General features: G+C 49.5%; 16 protein-coding genes. 7 read left to right on the forward strand and 9 right to left on the reverse strand.

Annotated elements, in window-relative coordinates:
- Positions 1-6 precede the first annotated feature (6 nt).
- Positions 7-924, forward strand: coding sequence for a 30S ribosomal protein S6--L-glutamate ligase (gene rimK / locus B2X65_RS10440; RefSeq protein ID WP_290612465.1), 918 nt, complete (start codon positions 7-9; stop codon positions 922-924).
- A complete protein-coding gene (locus B2X65_RS10445; protein WP_290612466.1) occupies positions 924-1,973 on the forward strand; it encodes a succinylglutamate desuccinylase/aspartoacylase family protein in 1,050 nt (349 codons plus the stop codon). Before rimK ends, B2X65_RS10445 begins: the two co-directional genes overlap by 1 nt.
- A gap of 35 nt (positions 1,974-2,008) precedes the next feature.
- On the opposite strand, the gene B2X65_RS10450 is transcribed toward B2X65_RS10445, so the two are convergent.
- The 4 genes from B2X65_RS10450 to B2X65_RS10465 all read right to left on the reverse strand — a co-directional run bounded on the left by B2X65_RS10450 (position 2,009) and on the right by B2X65_RS10465 (position 5,694).
- Positions 2,009-2,767 carry a DUF2884 family protein gene (locus tag B2X65_RS10450; RefSeq protein WP_290612467.1) on the reverse strand — a complete coding sequence of 253 codons (759 nt, stop codon included), beginning with the start codon at positions 2,765-2,767 and terminating at the stop codon, positions 2,009-2,011.
- 102 nt (positions 2,768-2,869) lie between these two features.
- Positions 2,870-4,528 carry a FapA family protein gene (locus tag B2X65_RS10455; RefSeq protein WP_290612468.1) on the reverse strand — a complete coding sequence of 553 codons (1,659 nt, stop codon included), beginning with the start codon at positions 4,526-4,528 and terminating at the stop codon, positions 2,870-2,872.
- Positions 4,529-4,635: 107 nt separating this feature from the next.
- A complete protein-coding gene (locus tag B2X65_RS10460) occupies positions 4,636-4,971 on the reverse strand; it encodes a hypothetical protein (protein ID WP_290612469.1) in 336 nt (111 codons plus the stop codon).
- Between the two features lie 57 nt (positions 4,972-5,028).
- Positions 5,029-5,694 (reverse strand): DUF2982 domain-containing protein, encoded by a 666-nt coding sequence (locus tag B2X65_RS10465; protein WP_290612470.1) that lies wholly within the window; start codon positions 5,692-5,694, stop codon positions 5,029-5,031.
- A 196-nt stretch (positions 5,695-5,890) separates the two neighbouring features.
- On the opposite strand from B2X65_RS10465, the gene B2X65_RS10470 reads away from it, so the two are divergent.
- Complete coding sequence (locus B2X65_RS10470) at positions 5,891-6,949, forward strand: efflux RND transporter periplasmic adaptor subunit (protein ID WP_290612471.1); 1,059 nt, start codon at positions 5,891-5,893, stop codon at positions 6,947-6,949.
- Complete coding sequence (locus B2X65_RS10475; protein ID WP_290612472.1) at positions 6,949-10,074, forward strand: efflux RND transporter permease subunit; 3,126 nt, start codon at positions 6,949-6,951, stop codon at positions 10,072-10,074. The genes B2X65_RS10470 and B2X65_RS10475 overlap by 1 nt, the downstream gene beginning before the upstream one ends.
- Positions 10,075-10,111: 37 nt before the next feature.
- Here the strand turns inward: B2X65_RS10475 and B2X65_RS10480 are convergent, their stop codons facing one another.
- The gene (locus tag B2X65_RS10480) at positions 10,112-10,858 is read right to left on the reverse strand and encodes an SDR family NAD(P)-dependent oxidoreductase (protein ID WP_290612473.1); all 747 of its coding nucleotides are present in this window, start codon (positions 10,856-10,858) and stop codon (positions 10,112-10,114) included.
- The gene (locus tag B2X65_RS10485; RefSeq protein WP_290612474.1) at positions 10,851-11,924 is read right to left on the reverse strand and encodes an NAD(P)/FAD-dependent oxidoreductase; all 1,074 of its coding nucleotides are present in this window, start codon (positions 11,922-11,924) and stop codon (positions 10,851-10,853) included. The genes B2X65_RS10480 and B2X65_RS10485 overlap by 8 nt, the downstream gene beginning before the upstream one ends.
- 97 nt (positions 11,925-12,021) lie before the next feature.
- Between B2X65_RS10485 and msrA the strand changes: the two genes are divergently transcribed.
- A complete protein-coding gene (gene msrA / locus B2X65_RS10490; protein WP_290612475.1) occupies positions 12,022-12,555 on the forward strand; it encodes a peptide-methionine (S)-S-oxide reductase MsrA in 534 nt (177 codons plus the stop codon).
- A gap of 95 nt (positions 12,556-12,650) precedes the next feature.
- Here the strand turns inward: msrA and B2X65_RS10495 are convergent, their stop codons facing one another.
- Together B2X65_RS10495 and B2X65_RS10500 are read right to left on the reverse strand one after the other, a co-directional pair.
- A complete protein-coding gene (locus B2X65_RS10495; RefSeq protein ID WP_290612476.1) occupies positions 12,651-13,847 on the reverse strand; it encodes an aromatic amino acid transaminase in 1,197 nt (398 codons plus the stop codon).
- 83 nt (positions 13,848-13,930) lie between these two features.
- Entirely contained in the window at positions 13,931-14,614 is a 684-nt protein-coding gene (locus B2X65_RS10500; protein ID WP_290612477.1) for a GAF domain-containing protein, read from the reverse strand.
- Between the two features lie 159 nt (positions 14,615-14,773).
- On the opposite strand from B2X65_RS10500, the gene B2X65_RS10505 reads away from it, so the two are divergent.
- Both B2X65_RS10505 and B2X65_RS10510 read left to right on the forward strand, forming a co-directional pair.
- Positions 14,774-15,175 (forward strand): translation initiation factor, encoded by a 402-nt coding sequence (locus B2X65_RS10505; protein ID WP_290612478.1) that lies wholly within the window; start codon positions 14,774-14,776, stop codon positions 15,173-15,175.
- Positions 15,176-15,215: 40 nt separating this feature from the next.
- Positions 15,216-16,013 (forward strand): response regulator, encoded by a 798-nt coding sequence (locus tag B2X65_RS10510; protein ID WP_290612479.1) that lies wholly within the window; start codon positions 15,216-15,218, stop codon positions 16,011-16,013.
- Positions 16,014-16,049: 36 nt separating this feature from the next.
- Here B2X65_RS10510 and B2X65_RS10515 read toward each other — a convergent pair whose 3' ends face one another.
- Complete coding sequence (locus B2X65_RS10515; RefSeq protein WP_290612480.1) at positions 16,050-17,717, reverse strand: M28 family metallopeptidase; 1,668 nt, start codon at positions 17,715-17,717, stop codon at positions 16,050-16,052.
- Positions 17,718-17,784: the final 67 nt, after the last annotated feature.

Genomic DNA, 17,784 nt, shown 5'->3' on the forward strand with positions numbered 1-17,784 from the left:
GCGCGCATGAAAATTGCGATACTATCGCGAAACGCCGAATTATATTCAACCAAACGGCTGGTTGCTGCGGCCGAAGCTGCTGGTCATCAGGTTCAGGTTATCGACCCCCTAATGTGCTACATGAACATTAACCGCACCAACTCTTCTATTCATTATAAGGGCGAGGTATTAGATGGCTTTGATGCCGTGATCCCCCGTATTGGTGCTTCTATTACATTTTATGGTACGGCTGTACTACGCCAGTTTGAAATGATGGGCGTGTATTCACTGAATGAGTCGGTTGCTATCGGCCGGGCCCGCGACAAGTTGCGGTCAATGCAATTACTGGCTCGTCAGGGCATTGGCTTACCAATTACCGGCTTTGCCGATAAACCCGGCGATATCCCCGATTTAATTGATATGGTAGGCGGCGCACCGCTGGTGATTAAACTGCTGGAAGGTACCCAGGGCATTGGCGTCGTGCTGGCGGAAACCCGCACCGCGGCTGAAAGTGTCATAGAGGCTTTTATGGGCCTAAACGCCAACATTCTGGTGCAGGAATATATAAAAGAAGCCAAGGGCGCGGATATCCGCTGCTTTGTGGTAGGCGATAAAATTGTTGCCGCCATGAAGCGCCAGGCAAAAGAAGGTGAGTTTCGCTCAAACCTGCATCGCGGTGGTTCAGCCACTGTAGTGCGCTTAACCCCCGAGGAGCGCAGCACCGCAGTGCATGCAGCGAAAACCATGGGTTTAAATGTAGCCGGGGTTGATCTGTTGCGTTCAAACCACGGCCCGGTGGTAATGGAAGTGAATAGCTCGCCCGGCCTGGAAGGCATTGAAGCCGCCACATCCAAAGATGTCGCCGGGTTAATTATCAGCTTTTTAGAAAAAAAAGTGGCAACCCATAAAACCCGGCGCCATGCCAAAACGAAAGGAACAGGTTAATGGAAAGCCGCCCAGCTTTTATTCTTGGTACGGACAGAATTGCCGCAGGTAGCCGAGCGGTAGTAGATATTCCCTTTGGTAAGTTGTATACCCATACTGAACTGAATATCGGTGCCCATGTTATTCATGGCCGTCAGGACGGCCCGGTACTGCTGATTACAGCAGCATTACATGGCGATGAAATTAACGGCGTGGAAATTTGCCGGCGCTTATTAAAATTACCCCGGCTTAACCGGATCAAAGGCACCTTAATTGTGGTGCCGATTGTTAATACCTATGGTTTCGTGCAGCAATCCCGCTACCTGCCCGACCGACGCGATTTAAACCGTAGCTTTCCTGGCAGCGAAAAAGGCTCACTGGGTAGCAGGATGGCGCATCAGTTTACCGATAAAATTCTGAAATGCTGCACCCACGCCATTGACTTACATACCGGTGCCATTCACCGGGCTAACCTGCCCCAGGTGCGGGCCAGTGCCAAAGATAAAACGGCCCTGCGTATGGCAGAGGTGTTTAATGCACCGGTGATTATTAAAGCAGCTACTCGCGATGGCACCATGCGCGGTACAGCTAACAATCTGGGCATTCCACTGCTGCTGTATGAAGCAGGTGAAGCACTGCGCTTCGATGAACAATCGATAAAAATTGGGGTGCGTGGCATTGTAAATGTGATGCAGGATTTGGGCATGCTTAGTGGCAAAACCAAAGCACCAAAAAACCGCTCGGTATTTTCCAAAAAAAGCAGCTGGGTTCGAGCAGAGCACGATGGTATTGCCCGCTACTATGTCACGCTGGGCCAAACGGTAAAAACCGGCGATATTATGGCCCATATTTATTCACCCTACTCCGATTTTGAAGTGGCAATACCAGCAACCTTTGACGGCGTAGTAATAGGTCGTAACAACCTGCCACTGGTTAACGAAGGTGAAGCGTTATTTCATGTGGCTGAAGTCAGCTCACTGGATGAAGCTGAGAAAACCCTGGACGCAATAAGCGATGAGGTAGACAACGCCATGCCTGCGGCACTAAGGGATGAATACGGGGTGGTTTAAATTTGGTTATACTGTGGTAACCGCGTAGCAGAAGCTTAGTTTTTTTCGGTTACCACATCGTACTGGCTTAGCAACGGGATCCGCTGTTGCAAGCTGGTTTCAATTTCATCCAGCTCGCGCATCCGCTGACAAAACAGCGCCGATTTTGCCTCCAGCTCAATGGCCTTTTCATCCAGGCCAAAGCTGATGTTATCAACCAGCTGCTCGACCGACTCCAGCCCCTGGCTGTCGGTGCGTTCAAAGTTGCTGTCGGACTGGCGCAGTGCATCACGCAATGCGCCCCATACCGCGCCTACGGTATGGCGGGCTAAATTATTTAGCTGGGGTTTTAATTCACGGTTTAAAAAGTGGTCAATTTCATTCAGGCTCTGCGGTGCCAGATAAAAATACTCGCCGGTGCGAACAAAGCGCGACATAAACTGAAAGGTCGTTTCCCGGATTAATGCCTGCCATTCAGCCTGCTGCGATTTGCTGCCAAGGCCGGATAGCATGGATTCAATACTGGATAACCCCAGCTCAACCCCGTCTACTGCCAAACTAACGATTTCTGGTACAAACTTACGCAAGCCCTGACTGTATTGTTCAAGTAACTCGGTATCGGCATCACTTAACTGCACCCATTCGCCCTCTACAAACAACTGGCGATTTTTATTAATCTGGACATAAGTACGGGTATTTTGCACAAACAAAATATGTTCCGGGCCAATTACTAAGCCATAGCGAAACGCCATATTGCAGTTGGCCAGCGCCGACACCGGAAGCAGCAGTAATAATACAAATAGCAGGGTTCTCAAAACCGCAATCTCTTAACACACACCATTACAGCCTAATAGAAGTAGCAGGAATTGGCACTACCTTATGCCGCAAAGCGATTGGCGCTGGTCGCGTATTGGGCATTACAGCGGCTCAATAGACGGATGACCGTCAACCAGCACCACTTTAGAAGGCCCATATTCACGCCGGCTTTTCACCAGCTCTTTGCCAAAATGAATTTCTACGGCAGAAAACAACTGTTGGCGTACCACAATCAGCAATTCTGCCAGTTTTTCCTGACGTTGTGCCTCAAGAATTTTGATATCGTTAATTAACGATACTGCCAGTTCTTTATGCTCTTCAAATTTGGCTACCAGCTCATGGCGGCGCATTTCAATCTGGGCATTCCCTTCAATTTTTTTCAGTTTTTCCAGCTGCTGGCGCAAATCTTCCATTTCGGTGCGCTCTGCGCTTACGCTGGCCCGCAGTACTTCTTGCTTTTCTACAATGGGGTCAAGTTGCCGGTTAAGTTTTACCAGCACACTGCTGCTTGACGGTGCGCCCAGATTGCCGCAGAACAAGCCCTGATCAAGATAAAAATACCCACCGACCAGCTTACCATTGGGGTTATCTTCCGGCCCGGCATACACAATGGCGGCCTCAACCGAGCAGTGCATCAGCTGTTTATTGACATAAAGATTGCTGCCGCAGCTGATCTTGCTGTACTGCGCCAGATTACATTGAATATCACCCACCGCTTTGAGTTCGGTACTGTAATCACTTTTCTGATCCGCCTGGGCCAACTGGTGGCCAATCACCGAACCGTTAATGGTAATATCACCGCCCGCCTCAATTAATGTGCCCTCAACCATGCCTTTAATAAAGACATTGCCGCCGGCGACCACTTTCATGCCCTCGCTAACGTTGCCGTTAACCACTACTGAGCCCCGAAAAACGATATGACCGGTGGCTAAATCAACATTTTTAACGGTAAATACTTCGTCTACCGTGGCCCCGGCTTCAATAACCCGGGGCAGACCATCTCGCGCGGCCAGCAATAAGTCTTTGTCAGTCGGCGCAAGCTCAACCCCTTCGCCAAGTTGCCATTCCAGCGGTAAACCCGGCGTGGCCGGAATCATTTCACCACTAACCAACATGCCTGCCACGCCAGCGGTAGGAGGATGGCGGCGCATAATCGCTTCACCGTTTCTGATGGCAGGAATAACCCCAAAATCGCGCAAATCTGCTTTTTCATCAGTTTTTACCACCGGTCTGTTGCGGCGACTTTCCATTTCCGCCAGTAAAGGCTCGAAACGGGAATTGGCACCGGGCACCATCATCCGGCCCCGTGCGATCAGTAATTTAACTTTGCTACCGGGCTCCGCTTTGGCGGCATACGATACCAGTTTGATGATTTGCTCTTTACTAAAACCAAACACAATACCCGTGGCCTGAGCACTTTTAACCAGTTCATTGGCTGAAATAGGCGCTCCGCCCCAGGCTGCGGTAATAATCGCTGTTGCCATCATTTTATCTTCGCTGATATCAAAAATAAGCTCAGCATTGCGTTTTTCTGCAATCCGGAAACTAATTTCTTTGCTGTTTTCAGCGACAAGGTTTTCTTTAATTTTCTGCTGAATTTGCTGATATTCGACCAGAAGATTGGTGAGTTGATCTTGCAATACCAGGCAACGTTCGAAGCCATGGTTAATTAAATGCTGTTGAATTTCGGCCGCACTGATAGGAGTTAACGAGACCGGCACCGTTATTTTTATTGTATTGTTGTGCTCAGTAAATTGCATGTAAGTTGTCTGCTTGTACTACGACAAAAGTATGATGCCTAATGAAGCAAAAAACAGACAGAAAGGCAAGCCCTTACTGTATTTCAGGGCCCTGGAGGCTAAAAAAGCTAAATATAATTGTCTTGATGGATCCGAATAAATAAATCTGTCCCTTTCTTACTGTAGTCAACTTTGTATTCTTTGTTGTTTAACGCCTGGACAAATAATAACGTTTTGGTTTCACCAAACACATCGGTACTGGAAATATCAACAATTTCCATATAGCGCTCTTTCGCTTCAACCTTGTTAGTTGGTACCGATTCCTCAAACATTTTTACACCATGACGGGTAATAATTAATGGCGGATCGTTATCGTCGTTGATTACGATTAAGTCTAATTTTTTGTTTTTATGGATCAGCGTATTACGTCCGCTAACCAGAAATGCCTTGTCGTAACTGTTCATGCACCATCCTGCCAGAAAAGAGGTTTGGCTTATTATGATACACACTCGGCGGTGTGTCTAGGTCGCTGTATTCTGGATCATTTGCAGGCGCAGCTGATTAATCTGCTGACATAACGCCGCGGTTTGTTCTGCGCTGAGTGAACAGCTGACAAATACTTCAAAGCCACTGGCTTGCGCCAGACGATGCATTCTCTGACCAAAAACGGCCTTCACCCCGTTATAAGTATGATTTTTGGTGCTGAACAGATCTTTTTCTGTCAACAGTTCGCTGGCACACTGGCCTGTAGCACAGCCTTGTTTTACTGCCGATAAAAATAATGGTCTTTGTTCAGTCATCAGACGCACCGCCAGGCGCAAGCGCAGGGGTTGCAGTAACGCGTCGTAATCAGTCACTTTAAAGCCGATAAAAGAGAGATCCTGATGCTCCAGCTGCGGCACGGCACAGTATTGAAAACTGTGCCATGGCAGCAACCAACTGCCGTACCGATGAAAAAAATGAACACCAGCCTCATCACATTTAAGAAAATGCCGGGGTTCAGCCAGTTTGGCAAAACCCAAAAATACTGCCATCCCCGCCGCTATATATGCCAGAGCCAGCCACAAATTAAATTGCTCGGCAAATAGTACCGTAAATAACATCAGGCCCATCAGAGCGCCAAGACCAGATAATAACAACCTGGCTCCCCCCTGATGGCTGGACTGACTAATTAAAAATGGCTCCATTACACCCTCTTTACCGATAGTTCGCGCTGAAATTTTGGTCTTCAACGGTCTGTACACCCAGAACTGTTATACTGGATCAGCACAAAGCATCATAGAATACGACCAACGCCGCCGTGATTGCGATAACGGAGCATCTGTTTGACCATTTAAAACATACAATACGCACAGGGTATTTTATGAAGTAAGCGGAGTCATTGTGACCAAAACTCATTCACGTCTCATCTGGGTAATCATGATAGCGTTAGCCGTGTTTCTTGGCTATCTGTATTGGCAGCAACAACAAAGCCCGGTATCCGGCAGAGGCGCCGGTTCACCCGTCGCCGTCAGTACGGCTGAAGTATCGGTAAAACCTTTAATACGGCAAATTACTTCGCTCGGCAGTGGTATCGCCAATAACTCCGTACAAATAGTAGCACCTGCCAGTGATTTTTTAATTGAGTTAAACATCCAGGAAGGAAAGCAGGTAAAAGCCGGCGACATTATCGCCAGGCTTAATAACGTGCAACAACTGGCCAGAGTAACCGAGTTATCCGCGGTACTAACTGATCAGCGCAGGCAGCTGCAGCGGTTAGAGAATCTGGCAACCACTCAGGCTGCAGCCCAGTCGCTGCTCGATGAGCAACAAACCCGGGTGAATACCACCCTGGCCCAGCTTGATATTGCCAAAGCGCAGTTAAATGAATTGACCATTCGGGCGCCCTTCGACGGCTATCTCGGTCTGCGTCAGGTTAGCCAGGGCGCTTATGTTAATGCCGGTGCAGTGCTGACCACGTTGGACGATTTAAATACCCTGAAAGTCGAGTTCAGTGTAGCTGAACATTATCTGGCAGACATTAAGCGCGGTATGCCGGTTAATGTAACTAACGTTGCTTATGGCAATGTCGATTTTAAAGGTGATGTCAGCGCTATTGATACCAGGCTGGATCCGATAACCCGCTCTGTCAGGGTGCATGCGACCCTGGATAACAGCGACCTGCGCTTGCGCCCCGGAATGTTGCTCAATGTTAAAGTAGAGCTGGCGAACGTGCCAGCGCTGCAAATTTCTGAACGTGCATTAATACCCCAGCAAAACAAACAGTTTGTGTTCGTGGTTAATTCGGATAACACGGTAAGCCAGCGCGAAATTGAAGTGGGTCAGCGTATTCCTGGCTGGGTAGAAGTGGTCGCAGGCCTGACAGCAGGTGAAGAAATTGTGGTTGAAGGCATTCAGAAGCTAAGACCAGGTCAGGTTATTAACCGGGTTGGAGCGCGATAATGCTGTTATCAGATTTATCCGTCAAGCGTCCGGTCTTTGCGACCGTTGTTAACTTGCTGCTGGTGGTATTCGGCATTGTCTGTTTTACCATGCTACCACTGCGGGAATTTCCTGACATAGACTCGCCAATTGTCAGTATTAATACTAATTATCCGGGTGCCTCCGCCGAAATTGTTGAAACCAAAATTACCCAGCTGCTGGAAGACCGGATCAGCGGCGTGGAGGGTATTAAAAGTATTAACTCGAACAGCCGCAATGGTCGCTCCAGTATCACCATAGAATTTAACGTTGAACGCGACATAGACTCTGCTGCCAACGATGTACGAGACAGAGTATCACGTGCTCTGAATAACCTGCCCGACCAGGCCGATCCTCCTGAAGTATCTAAAGCCAATGCTGACGAAGACACCATTGCCTGGTTTGTACTGAACAGTGAGAATATGACCACGCTGGAGCTGACCGACTACGCGAACCGCTATATCGTTGAGCGCTTTTCGGTAGTTGATGGCGTAGCCCGCATTCAGTTAGGTGGTTCACGCGATTATGCTATGCGGGTTTGGCTGGACCGCGATGCGATGGCAGCCCGTGGCGTTACCGTGCAGGATATTGAAAGTGTGCTGCGCAACGAAAACGTAGAACTTCCCGCCGGTAATATAAAATCATTCGACCGGGATTTTACCGTAAGAGTCATTCGCACCTATAAAACAGAACAGGATTTCCGGCGACTGGTGATCAAGCGGGGTGACAATAATTACCTGGTTCGGCTTGGCGAAATTGCTGATGTAATGCTGACGTCAGAAGATGAAGAAAGTGAATTTCGCGGTGACGGTAAAAACCTGCTGGGCATCGGCATTATTAAACAGTCTAAAGCGAATACCCTGGAAGTGGTGAAAGGCGCGCGCGCCGAAATGGAACGCATTAAGGCTCAGCTCCCACAAGGCACCACCATTGAGCCTGGTTATGACTCGTCGCTGTTTATCGCTGAGTCTATTAAAGAAGTCTACAACACGCTCGGTATTGCAATGGGCATGGTAGTGCTGGTTATTTTCCTGTTCCTGGGCAATATCAGAGCCACCTTTATTCCCGCAATTACCGTACCGGTGGCGCTGGTTGCTGCGGTAACGGTGCTGTTTGCGCTGGATTTTTCAATAAATTTATTAACGTTACTGGCCATGGTACTGGCGATTGGTCTGGTTGTTGATGACTCTATCGTTGTGCTGGAAAACATTTACCGCAGAATAGAAAGTGGTGAGGCGCCGTTACTGGCGTCTTATCGCGGTGCCAGAGAAGTCGGCTTTGCCGTTATTGCCACGACGCTGGTGTTAATTTCAGTATTTGTCCCTCTGGTATTTATGCAGGGTCAGCTGGGTAAACTGTTTACTGAGTTTGCGCTGGCAATTGCCGCCGCCGTAGCGTTCTCCAGCGTTACCGCGCTAACCCTGTCTCCAATGTTGTGTAGCAAATTATTGCGCCATCGCAAACGCGAGTCGAAATTAGGTCACGCCTTGCACCAGGGTTTCGCCAAACTGGAAAACGGTTACCGCAAGCAACTTAACGTCGTCACCCAAACCCGCTGGCCGGTATTGGTAGTGGTGGTGCTGTGTTTTGCTGCCAGCTTCCAGCTGGTAAAAATGTTGCCCTCAGAACTGGCCCCGACCGAAGATCGCGGTACTTTCTTTATTTCAATGACGCCGGCTGAAGGTGCCAGCTATCAGAGCAATAGCCGGAATATGCGGCTGATTGAAGATATTCTGATGCCCTACTACGAAGACGGTGAATTTAACCGACTGTTGATCCGGGTTCCCGGCTGGGGCGGCAGTGGCGGTATTGCCATTGTTGGTGCCGAAAACTGGAATAATGGCAAGAGACGTACCGCGGAGCTGATGCCTGAGGTCGCGGCAAAAATTAACGAATTGCCCGATGTACGAGCCTTCACCTTTATGCGCAGCGGTTTAGGTGGCGGTGGTGGTGGTGGCAGGCCGGTTCAGTTTGTGTTGCAGGGCAATACCTACGAAGAGCTGGCTCGCTGGCGCGATACCGTGATTAATAAAGCCAGTGAAAACCGTAACCTGCTGATGCTGGATCATGATTATAAAGAAACGGTGCCTCAGGTATTGGTTGAAATTAACACCGAAAGAGCCGGTGATCTTGGTATCTCTGTTGGTGCAATTGGCCGGGCATTGGAGGCGATGCTGGGCGGACGACGGGTTACCACCTTCTTAGATCGTGGCCGCGAATACGATGTTATTCTGGAAGGCTGGGATGATGATTTTCAGGCGCCGGGTTCTATCAAGGATGTGTTTATCCGCTCCGACAGTACTGGCCAGCTCATTCCACTGGATAACCTGGTTACCCTGCGTGAAGAAGCAACCTCTGCCGCATTGAATCGCTATAATCGGATGCGCTCGATTACCATCTCCGCTAGTCTGGCACCGGGCTACAGCCTGGGAGAGGCACTGGAGTATCTGGAAACCATTGTCCAAACCGAAATTCAGGACACTGTCGGAATTGACTACAAAGGTGAATCGCAGCTATTTCAGGAAAGTGGTGAGTCTACTTTGTTAGTGTTTTTACTGGCTCTGGTGATTACCTATCTGGTACTTGCCGCCCAGTTTGAAAGCTTTATTCATCCCCTGGTGATTATGATCACGGTACCACTAGGATTGGTAGGCGCGTTGTCCGGCCTGTATTTCTTTGATATGTCTCTGAATATCTACAGCCAGATTGGCCTGGTCATGTTGATAGGCCTGGTAGCGAAAAATGGCATTCTGATTGTCGAGTTTGCTAACCAGCTACGGGATGCCGGCGTTGAATTTGAAGAATCAGTACGCCGGGCGGCTATTCAGCGGTTACGACCCATTACCATGACGTGCTTTACCACCATTATGAGCAGTTTGCCGCTGATTATCGCCACCGGCCCCGGCTCTGAAAGTCGGATGGTAATTGGTATGGTGATATTCTGTGGTGTGGCGCTGGCAACATTGCTAACCCTGTACGTGGTGCCAGTAACGTACATTGCGATTGCCCGCAACACCGGCTCACCTAAAGCACTCAGCCTTAAGCTGAAGCGTCTGGAGCAGCAAGCACCGGACGAGCATGCTGCCGATGAACTAGGAACTAAATAGCCAGCAGGTTTAACCAATGTTAACCCGCTGATTTACCCTAAAAAGGTAAAACGGCGCCGTCCCAGTTCAGCAGCTTACCGCTAAGCTGGGGCGTTAACGCTGCAGCCACTGCCGCCATCCTTTTGGCGGTAGCCTCACTGCTTTGTAATTGGCCGGAGGGGACATTGGCCTGAAAGGGTGCTGACAACGCCGTATCCGTGGTACCAGGATGTAAACTTACTACCGAGGCCGTTTTATTATAGCGGCCCACTTCAATGCTATTAGTTTTCACCAGCATGTTGACGGCTGCTTTGCTAAGGCGATAGCTATACCAGCCCCCTAACTGATTGTCAGAGATACTACCGACCTTAGCACTTAACACCAGCACCTTGATGCCGGCTTGCCTGGTTAAATAACTGAATAACGCTTTTAAATACAGTGCAGGCTGCACCACATTAATTTCAAAGCTTTTGTACATTTGTAATACGCTCAACTGCCGCAGGGTTTTCTCCGGTCCATGCTGGTTATCATGCAACCAGCCCTGACAGATAAAAATAAGTGCAGGCTCGGCCCTGATGGCTTCAGCAACCACCTTATTAATCGCTTGCTCACTTCTTTCGCTTTCGTCATCGGTTTGACTTGACTCAAGCGACAGCCAGCTGACTCCTTCGCTGGCCATCAATGCGGGGCGAGGCTGGCGACTAATCGCCTGTACCTGATGACCTTGCTGGCAATAATGCTGCACCAGGCCCATGCCAATGCCACTGCCACTGCCGGCACCAATAATCAGAACATTTTCAGCCATGCGCAATAATCTCCTTTGCTGCCGCCACGCCACTTAACCAGGCGTTTTCTACCCGGCCACCTTTTAACCAGTCTCCGGCAAAAGCCAGCTTTAGCCCTGCATGATAATCAGCCGCATCCTGAGTAACGGCAGGATTAATCTGGGCATACAGCCAGCGATGGCTGATGGCCTTATTAACACTGAGCGGCAGGTCAAAAATCAACTCCAGCTCGGCTTTGGCAAGCGCCGCTATCTGCGCCGGCTCTGCTTGTAAATGTAAGATTGAACATTGCGGGCTAAAATGGACTAACCAGTTTTCTGCCTTGTTATCTCTGGCTGGCTTACTGTTTTGTCTTGCCAACCAGCTGATATTGCCTTCTTTAACAAAAATAGCATCAGCGTCGGTTGGCAGCGCCCCGGCTAATTGTAAATTGACCGCCCAGCATGGCAGCAATGCCTGCGAGTGGGCCTGTACCAGGTTTATTATCGGAATAAGTTCATTGTATCCTGGCGCTTCGGGTGCCGCGGCAGTGGCCAGTAAGGTGTGCAGTTGCACTGGTGGCAACGCTAATATCAGTGCCTGGTATGGGCCAAAACGTTGGTTATGCTGGTCAAACAGATACCAGCCATCACCTGACGGCGCATTATTATCAACACCGTTATCAGCGACGTTGTCAGCAACACTGTCTGAAACATAGTGCAGCCGGCTTATCCGGCACTCTAAATGCCCGGCTATATCTGCAAGCAAGGCTTTTACCGGCGCCTGCATTGAAGGCTTACCCACCAGCCGGATAGTGCTATCAGATGATGGGTACAACTGCCCCCGCTCAAAACGATAACATTTTGCTGGCCAGTAACTGATCACCCCACCAGATAGCCACTGGCTAACCTGCTCGTTAAAAGGTTCGCTGCGGGCAGTAAAGTACTGAGCACCTAAATCCAGATAGTGTCCGCCATCCCGTTTAGAGCTCATTCTGCCGCCGGCCGAACGACCTTTATCAAATACCTCTACCTGCCAACCTGCCAGTTTAAGTGTGCTGGCCGCTGCAGCCCCTGCCATCCCGGCACCAATTACTGCCACCGACATAAAAAGCTTTCCTGATTAGCGAACCACATAGGTATTTATTACGTTATGCTAAGGCATCCCGATCGGTAATTTTACAATCTAACTTAACGGAGTAACCATGAGCAATGAGATTGCCACCTTTGGCGCCGGCTGTTTCTGGTGTCTGGAGTCGGCACTTAACCAACTGCAAGGTGTGGAGCAAGCGCTTAGCGGTTACATGGGTGGTCACACTAAAGATCCGGACTATCGCAGTATTTGCACCGGCACCACGGGCCATGCCGAAGTGGTGCAGGTTAGCTTCAACCCGCAACACATTAGCTTTGAGCAATTGTGCCGGATTTTCTTTGTGTTGCATGACCCGACCCAGCTAAATCGGCAGGGTAACGATACCGGCACCCAGTACCGCTCGGTGGTGTTTACCCACAGCGACCAGCAAGCCGAAACGGCACAGGCTATTATTGACGAGCTGACCGCCGAGCAACTTTTTCCCCGGCCGGTAGTGACCGAGATAAGCACGGCAAGCACCTTTTATCCGGCTGAAGATTATCATCAGGGTTATTTTTTGCAAAACCCACAGCAAGGCTACTGTCAGGTTATTATTGCCCCGAAAATGGCGAAGTTTCGGCAACTGTTCAACAGTTTGCTGAAATAAAAAAACCGCCATTGCGACAACACTGGCGGTTCTACTCGGCTCGGGTCAGTTGACCACTAACAATTTAGCTTAAACAGCTGGCCAAACCGGAAAGATTAACCTTTGAGCACGGTGGCAACGGATCTGGCAAAGTAATCGATATTGCTATGGTTTAAACCAGCAATGCTTACCCGGCTTGAACCGACCATATAGACACTGAACTCGGCTTTTAAGCGATCGATCTGCGCCTTAGTGATCCCCAGAAAGCTGAACATACCATGCTGACGGGTAATAAAGCTGAAATCGTCTGTAATCCCTTCAGCTGCCAGCTTATCAATGATTAGCTGCCGGTAGTCATTAATCCGGTTACGCATTTCTGCCAGTTCCTGATGCCATAAGGTGGTCAACTCCTGACTATCCAGAATGTGGCCAACGATAATAGCGCCATGGGCCGGTGGCATAGAGTAAATACTGCGAACCACACTGAGCAAATTAACCCGGGCAATTTCAGCTACTTTGCTGTCCGTTGCCACGATGCTGATGGCACCGATCCGCTCACGGTATAAGCCAAAGTTTTTTGAGCAAGAGCTGCATAGCAGCAGTTCCGGCACATTATCGGCCAGATAGCGCAGACCGGCCGCATCTTCATCCAGACCACTACCGAAGCCCTGATACGCCATGTCGACCAGCGGGGTAAAGCCGCGCTCTTTGGCAATGGCAGTAAAACGTTGCCATTGTTCAAAGGTTAAATCCATACCGCTGGGGTTGTGACAACAGGCGTGCACCAGCACCACATCACCAGCCGGGATCTTATTCAAATCAGCAAACATTTGCTCGCTTTGCAAGCCTTTGCTGCTGTAATCGTAATACGCATATTCTTTGACTTTTAAACCGGCCGCCTGAAACAGTGAAATATGATTCGCCCAGGTAGGAGTCGTTACCCAGATTGTTGCATTGGGGTTGGCGCGTTTAATAAACTCAGCGGCCACCCGCAAAGCACCAGTACCACCGGGGGTATGGGCGGAGGTTACCCGGTTGGCCAGTAACACCTGATGAGCCGGCCCGAACGCCAGCTTTTCAATATGGGTATTGAAATTCAGATCACCCGCCATCCCAATGTAGGTTTTGCTGTCTTCTTGGCGTAAACGCAGCGCTTCCGCTTCTTTTACACACTTAAGTACCGCAGTATGACCCTGCTCGTCTTTATAAACACCGACACCTAAATCAACCTTATTGGGGTTAGGATCGGCTTTATATTCAGCCATCAGGCCAAGAATGGGGTCAGTGGCAACCGTTTGTAACTGAGAAAACATAAGGTTCTACCTGATTAAAATGTTGCAGTAAAAGTAAGCAATTCACTTACTTGCTAGGGTAACTTGCCTGTTTGCCGGGTAACTTAGTTTCCGGGTAAAAAGTCCGGCACAACCAGACACACCGCTACCAGTAACGCCATGGCAGCGGGAGTAAAAATGGCTTGCTGAAAATGTTCTGCATCGACAATACCGGCTATTTTGCCTGATTGGTCAAACAGAGGCAAACACGCTTCAGCCTGCACCTTAGGATCGCAGGTATAGTACTCACCGCCAGCAGCTAAATAGTCAGGCACACTATTAATCACCCTGCCCTGCCCGCTTAAACCCACGGTGCTGTTATTGCTTATTTTGGCAAACTCGCTGTTCAGGGGAAACTCAGCCCGCGAGGCGGCGCCGTAATAAGCCAGCTTAACCAATACAGGCTCACCCATGGTATTGGCACGTGCCTGGTAAATACCAAACCAGTCCTGGCCGCTATGCTGTTGATAGTAGCTGGCAATAGCATTAAGTTTACCCAGAGCATGCTGGTTAGCTGGCGTTTCGCCGCCCAGAATAGGCGCTAAACGGTAAGGCTCTGCTGCCAGATGACCAAATAAACTGCACGCCCCCCCTTCACCCAGCTCCGGCACCAGAAACTGCCACTGCACCGTCCCCAGTGCAGTTTGCAGATGGTCGGCCAGCGCGACGCGCTGTTGTTCGATTTCAGCGCTGATATCGCCATACTCAGCCAATAAGCCACTTTGTTGTAAATACTCAAATGCCTGCATACTTCACCGGGCTATAGCCGTCCAGATTTCTAAAAGTTGAGCTATTTTAGCAGAAGCGATTAAAAAGCCAAGCCGGGCAGATAAAAACTTGCTGGCAGCCACTTCGCTCGGTAAGCTGACGTTAAACGTATATCAACCCTGAGTTTCATGGCAAACGTTATGGCACAGAAAATCTCGCTTGACGACTGGCAGCAGCAACTTGGTCGGCGCGAAAGCAACACCGATAGCACCATCCCAAGCAACACCAGCCTGGTTTATAGCACACAAAGCGGCAGTGTGGCCAAAAACAAACCCGCTGAACAGGCAGGCACTGCTTATCCAGATGGGGCGGTGCGTCTGCGCCGGGAAAAAAAAGGCCGCGGTGGTAAAACCGTGTTAACAATAAGCGGCATCGCTAAGCCGGCAACCGAGCTGGCAGAGATTTGCGCCGGATTAAAGAAAAAATGTGCCTGCGGTGGCTCCGTGAAAGACGGTATTATTGAAATCCAGGCCGATAAACGGCAACTGATAGAACAACACTTAAGCCAGCTAGGGTTTAATGTGAAATGGGCCGGCGGTTAAGCCAGGACAACCTTCAGCAGCATAAGTAACAGGAATTTCTATGCAACAATTGTCACCTGCCGATCTGCACATCTTACTGGTTGAGCCGTCAGATACTCAGCGAAAAATTATCAGTCGTCACCTGAAAATGGAACAAGTACAACATATTAGCGAGGCTAGCTCAGTCAGCAGTGCCTTTGCCCAGATCAGCGAACATCAACCCGATTTAATAGCCTGTGCCCTGCATTTTGCCGATGGCACTGCGCTGGATTTATTACAGAAAATTAAACAGCAGCCCGCGCTCTCAGAAATACCCTTTATGCTGGTATCCAGTGAAACCCGCAAAGCAACCCTGGAAGAATTTAAGCAATCCGGGGTGGTGGCTATTTTACCAAAACCTTTTACCACTGCGCATTTGGGTAAAGCCTTAAATGCTGCCATTGACTTACTCAGCCCGAGCGAGCTGGAACTGTCATTATTTGATGTGCATGATATTCGGGTACTAGTGGTAGACGACAGCCGGCTGGCCCGCAATCATATCAAGCGGGTACTGACTAATTTAGGCATCCAGCACCTGACAGAAGCTGAAGATGGCCAGCAAGCAATTGAAATTTTAAAGCAGCAGATGTTTGATTTAGTAGTCACCGACTACAATATGCCGGAAGTGAATGGCCGCGAGCTTACCCAGTATATTCGTGAAAACAGCCAACAGTCTCACATTCCGGTATTAATGGTAACCAGCGAAGCCAATGACACCCATTTAAGTAATATTGCCCAGTCCGGCGTTAATGCCATGTGTGACAAACCCTTTGAACCGGAACTGGTAAAAGCATTGCTGTTTAAATTACTCGAGCAATAATACTACAGCACCCAGTCAGGCTGGGTGCTGTATCTGTTACTCCCGGTTGTAGTCTTTTCCAAAAACCTTATTAAAAAAGCTGTCTGCTTTCCACAAAGGTCGCTGCGCGGTATTAGCAATATCCAAGGCGATATTAAAGTTAATATCGGCAAATACCGCACCGGCATCATACCGAATTGGACCATACTCTTTGCTAAGGCTGGCAATATCGTCCGACGGTTTGTGATAATGCTTAGCAAAAAAACTACCCCAGATTTTACCACCATCCTGCTCTGGATCTTTAGAGGTAAAGCCGGTCATCAGAAATACGGCCGGTACGCCTTGCTTAACCAGAGTAAAATGATCCGAGCGGGTAAATATTGCCTGCTCTGGCATCGGATCTTCGCTTAGGGTAATGCCTTCTTTTGCAGCTGCCTCGCCGACCACCTGACCCAGGGTAGAATGATTCGCGCCAAACGCAATTAAGTCCGCAAACGGATACAACAACACTGGCATATCCAGGTTAACGTTGGCTACCAGGCTGGCAATGGGTCGGGTTGGATTATTGGCAAAATAATCCGCACCCAGCAAGCCTTTCTCTTCTGCGGTTACCACGACAAATAAAATGGAGCGTTTTGGTTTTAACGTCAGCTCACTGAACATCCGCGCAGTTTCCAGCAGAATTGCCATGCCCGCAGCGTTGTCCATGGCACCATTATTTATTTTGTCTTCATTGCGTAAGTCGTTGCTAAAGCCAATATGGTCTGAGTGCGCAGTGATCACCACGTATTCGTCCCGAAGCAACGGATCGCTGCCCTCAAGCACACCGATAACATTAGGACTGCTGATCTGCTGATGCGCGCTGCTGGAACTTAAGCTGGCGACACTGCTTAACGCAAAGCCTGCCGGATGCTGTCCGGCGTCCAGCATGCTGAAAATGTCAGCCAGACTGTGTTGCTCCTGCTCAAATAAGCTGGCGGCAGCTTCCGGGTGCAGATAAGCCCCAGCCTGTAACCTGCCATCAACAGCGCCGGGTTCTCCGGCTGCATTTAGCCAGGCCAGACGCGGTGTATTTAAATACAATAAGCTATTGGCGTAAGGCCGGGTTTTTTCCTGCTGTGGTGTGTGAATGGTAATTACCCCGATTGCACCGCGCTCTGCTGCCAGCTTTGCTTTAATACTACCAAGATATGCCCGCTCTTCGCTTGGCAGCGACGCAGGTAAACCCGCCAGTTGCACCACAATTTTACCGCTGACATCCAAAGAGGCATAATCGTTAAGACCAAACTCTTCCGACACCAGACCATAACCTACGAATACTAAAGGTGCAGTAACAGCAACATCAGTCTGGTTAACTGAGGCGCCACTGAAAAACTGCTGTGGGTAGCTCAGCTGCCACTCGTTGTCGTTGCGCCGGAAGCCCAGTTTAACGCTCTCTTGCTGCACGCGGGCCGAGCGAAATGCTACCCGCTGAAAATAACTGTTGTTATCCCCTGCCGGTGCTAAACCGAGTGCCTGAAACTGGCTGGCAATATAATTTGCAGCAATCTCGTGACCACGGCTGCCGGTGTCACGCCCTTCCAGCTCATCACTGGCTAAAAACTGCAAGTGGGCCTCGATTGCTGCCGGGCGGGCACTTAGCTGTTGCTCAGACGACTCATTAGGGGCTGAGCAGGCGCACAATAGCAGCGTCAACGCGACACTGCTGCTTAATTTATACAACATGGACTCTCCAAAAATAAAAGTGCCAGTACGTACTGGCACTTTTTCAAATGACTATTCACTATTTACT

It is taken from the genome of Arsukibacterium sp. UBA3155, assembly GCA_002364615.1.
GTDB lineage: Bacteria > Pseudomonadota > Gammaproteobacteria > Enterobacterales > Alteromonadaceae > Alishewanella.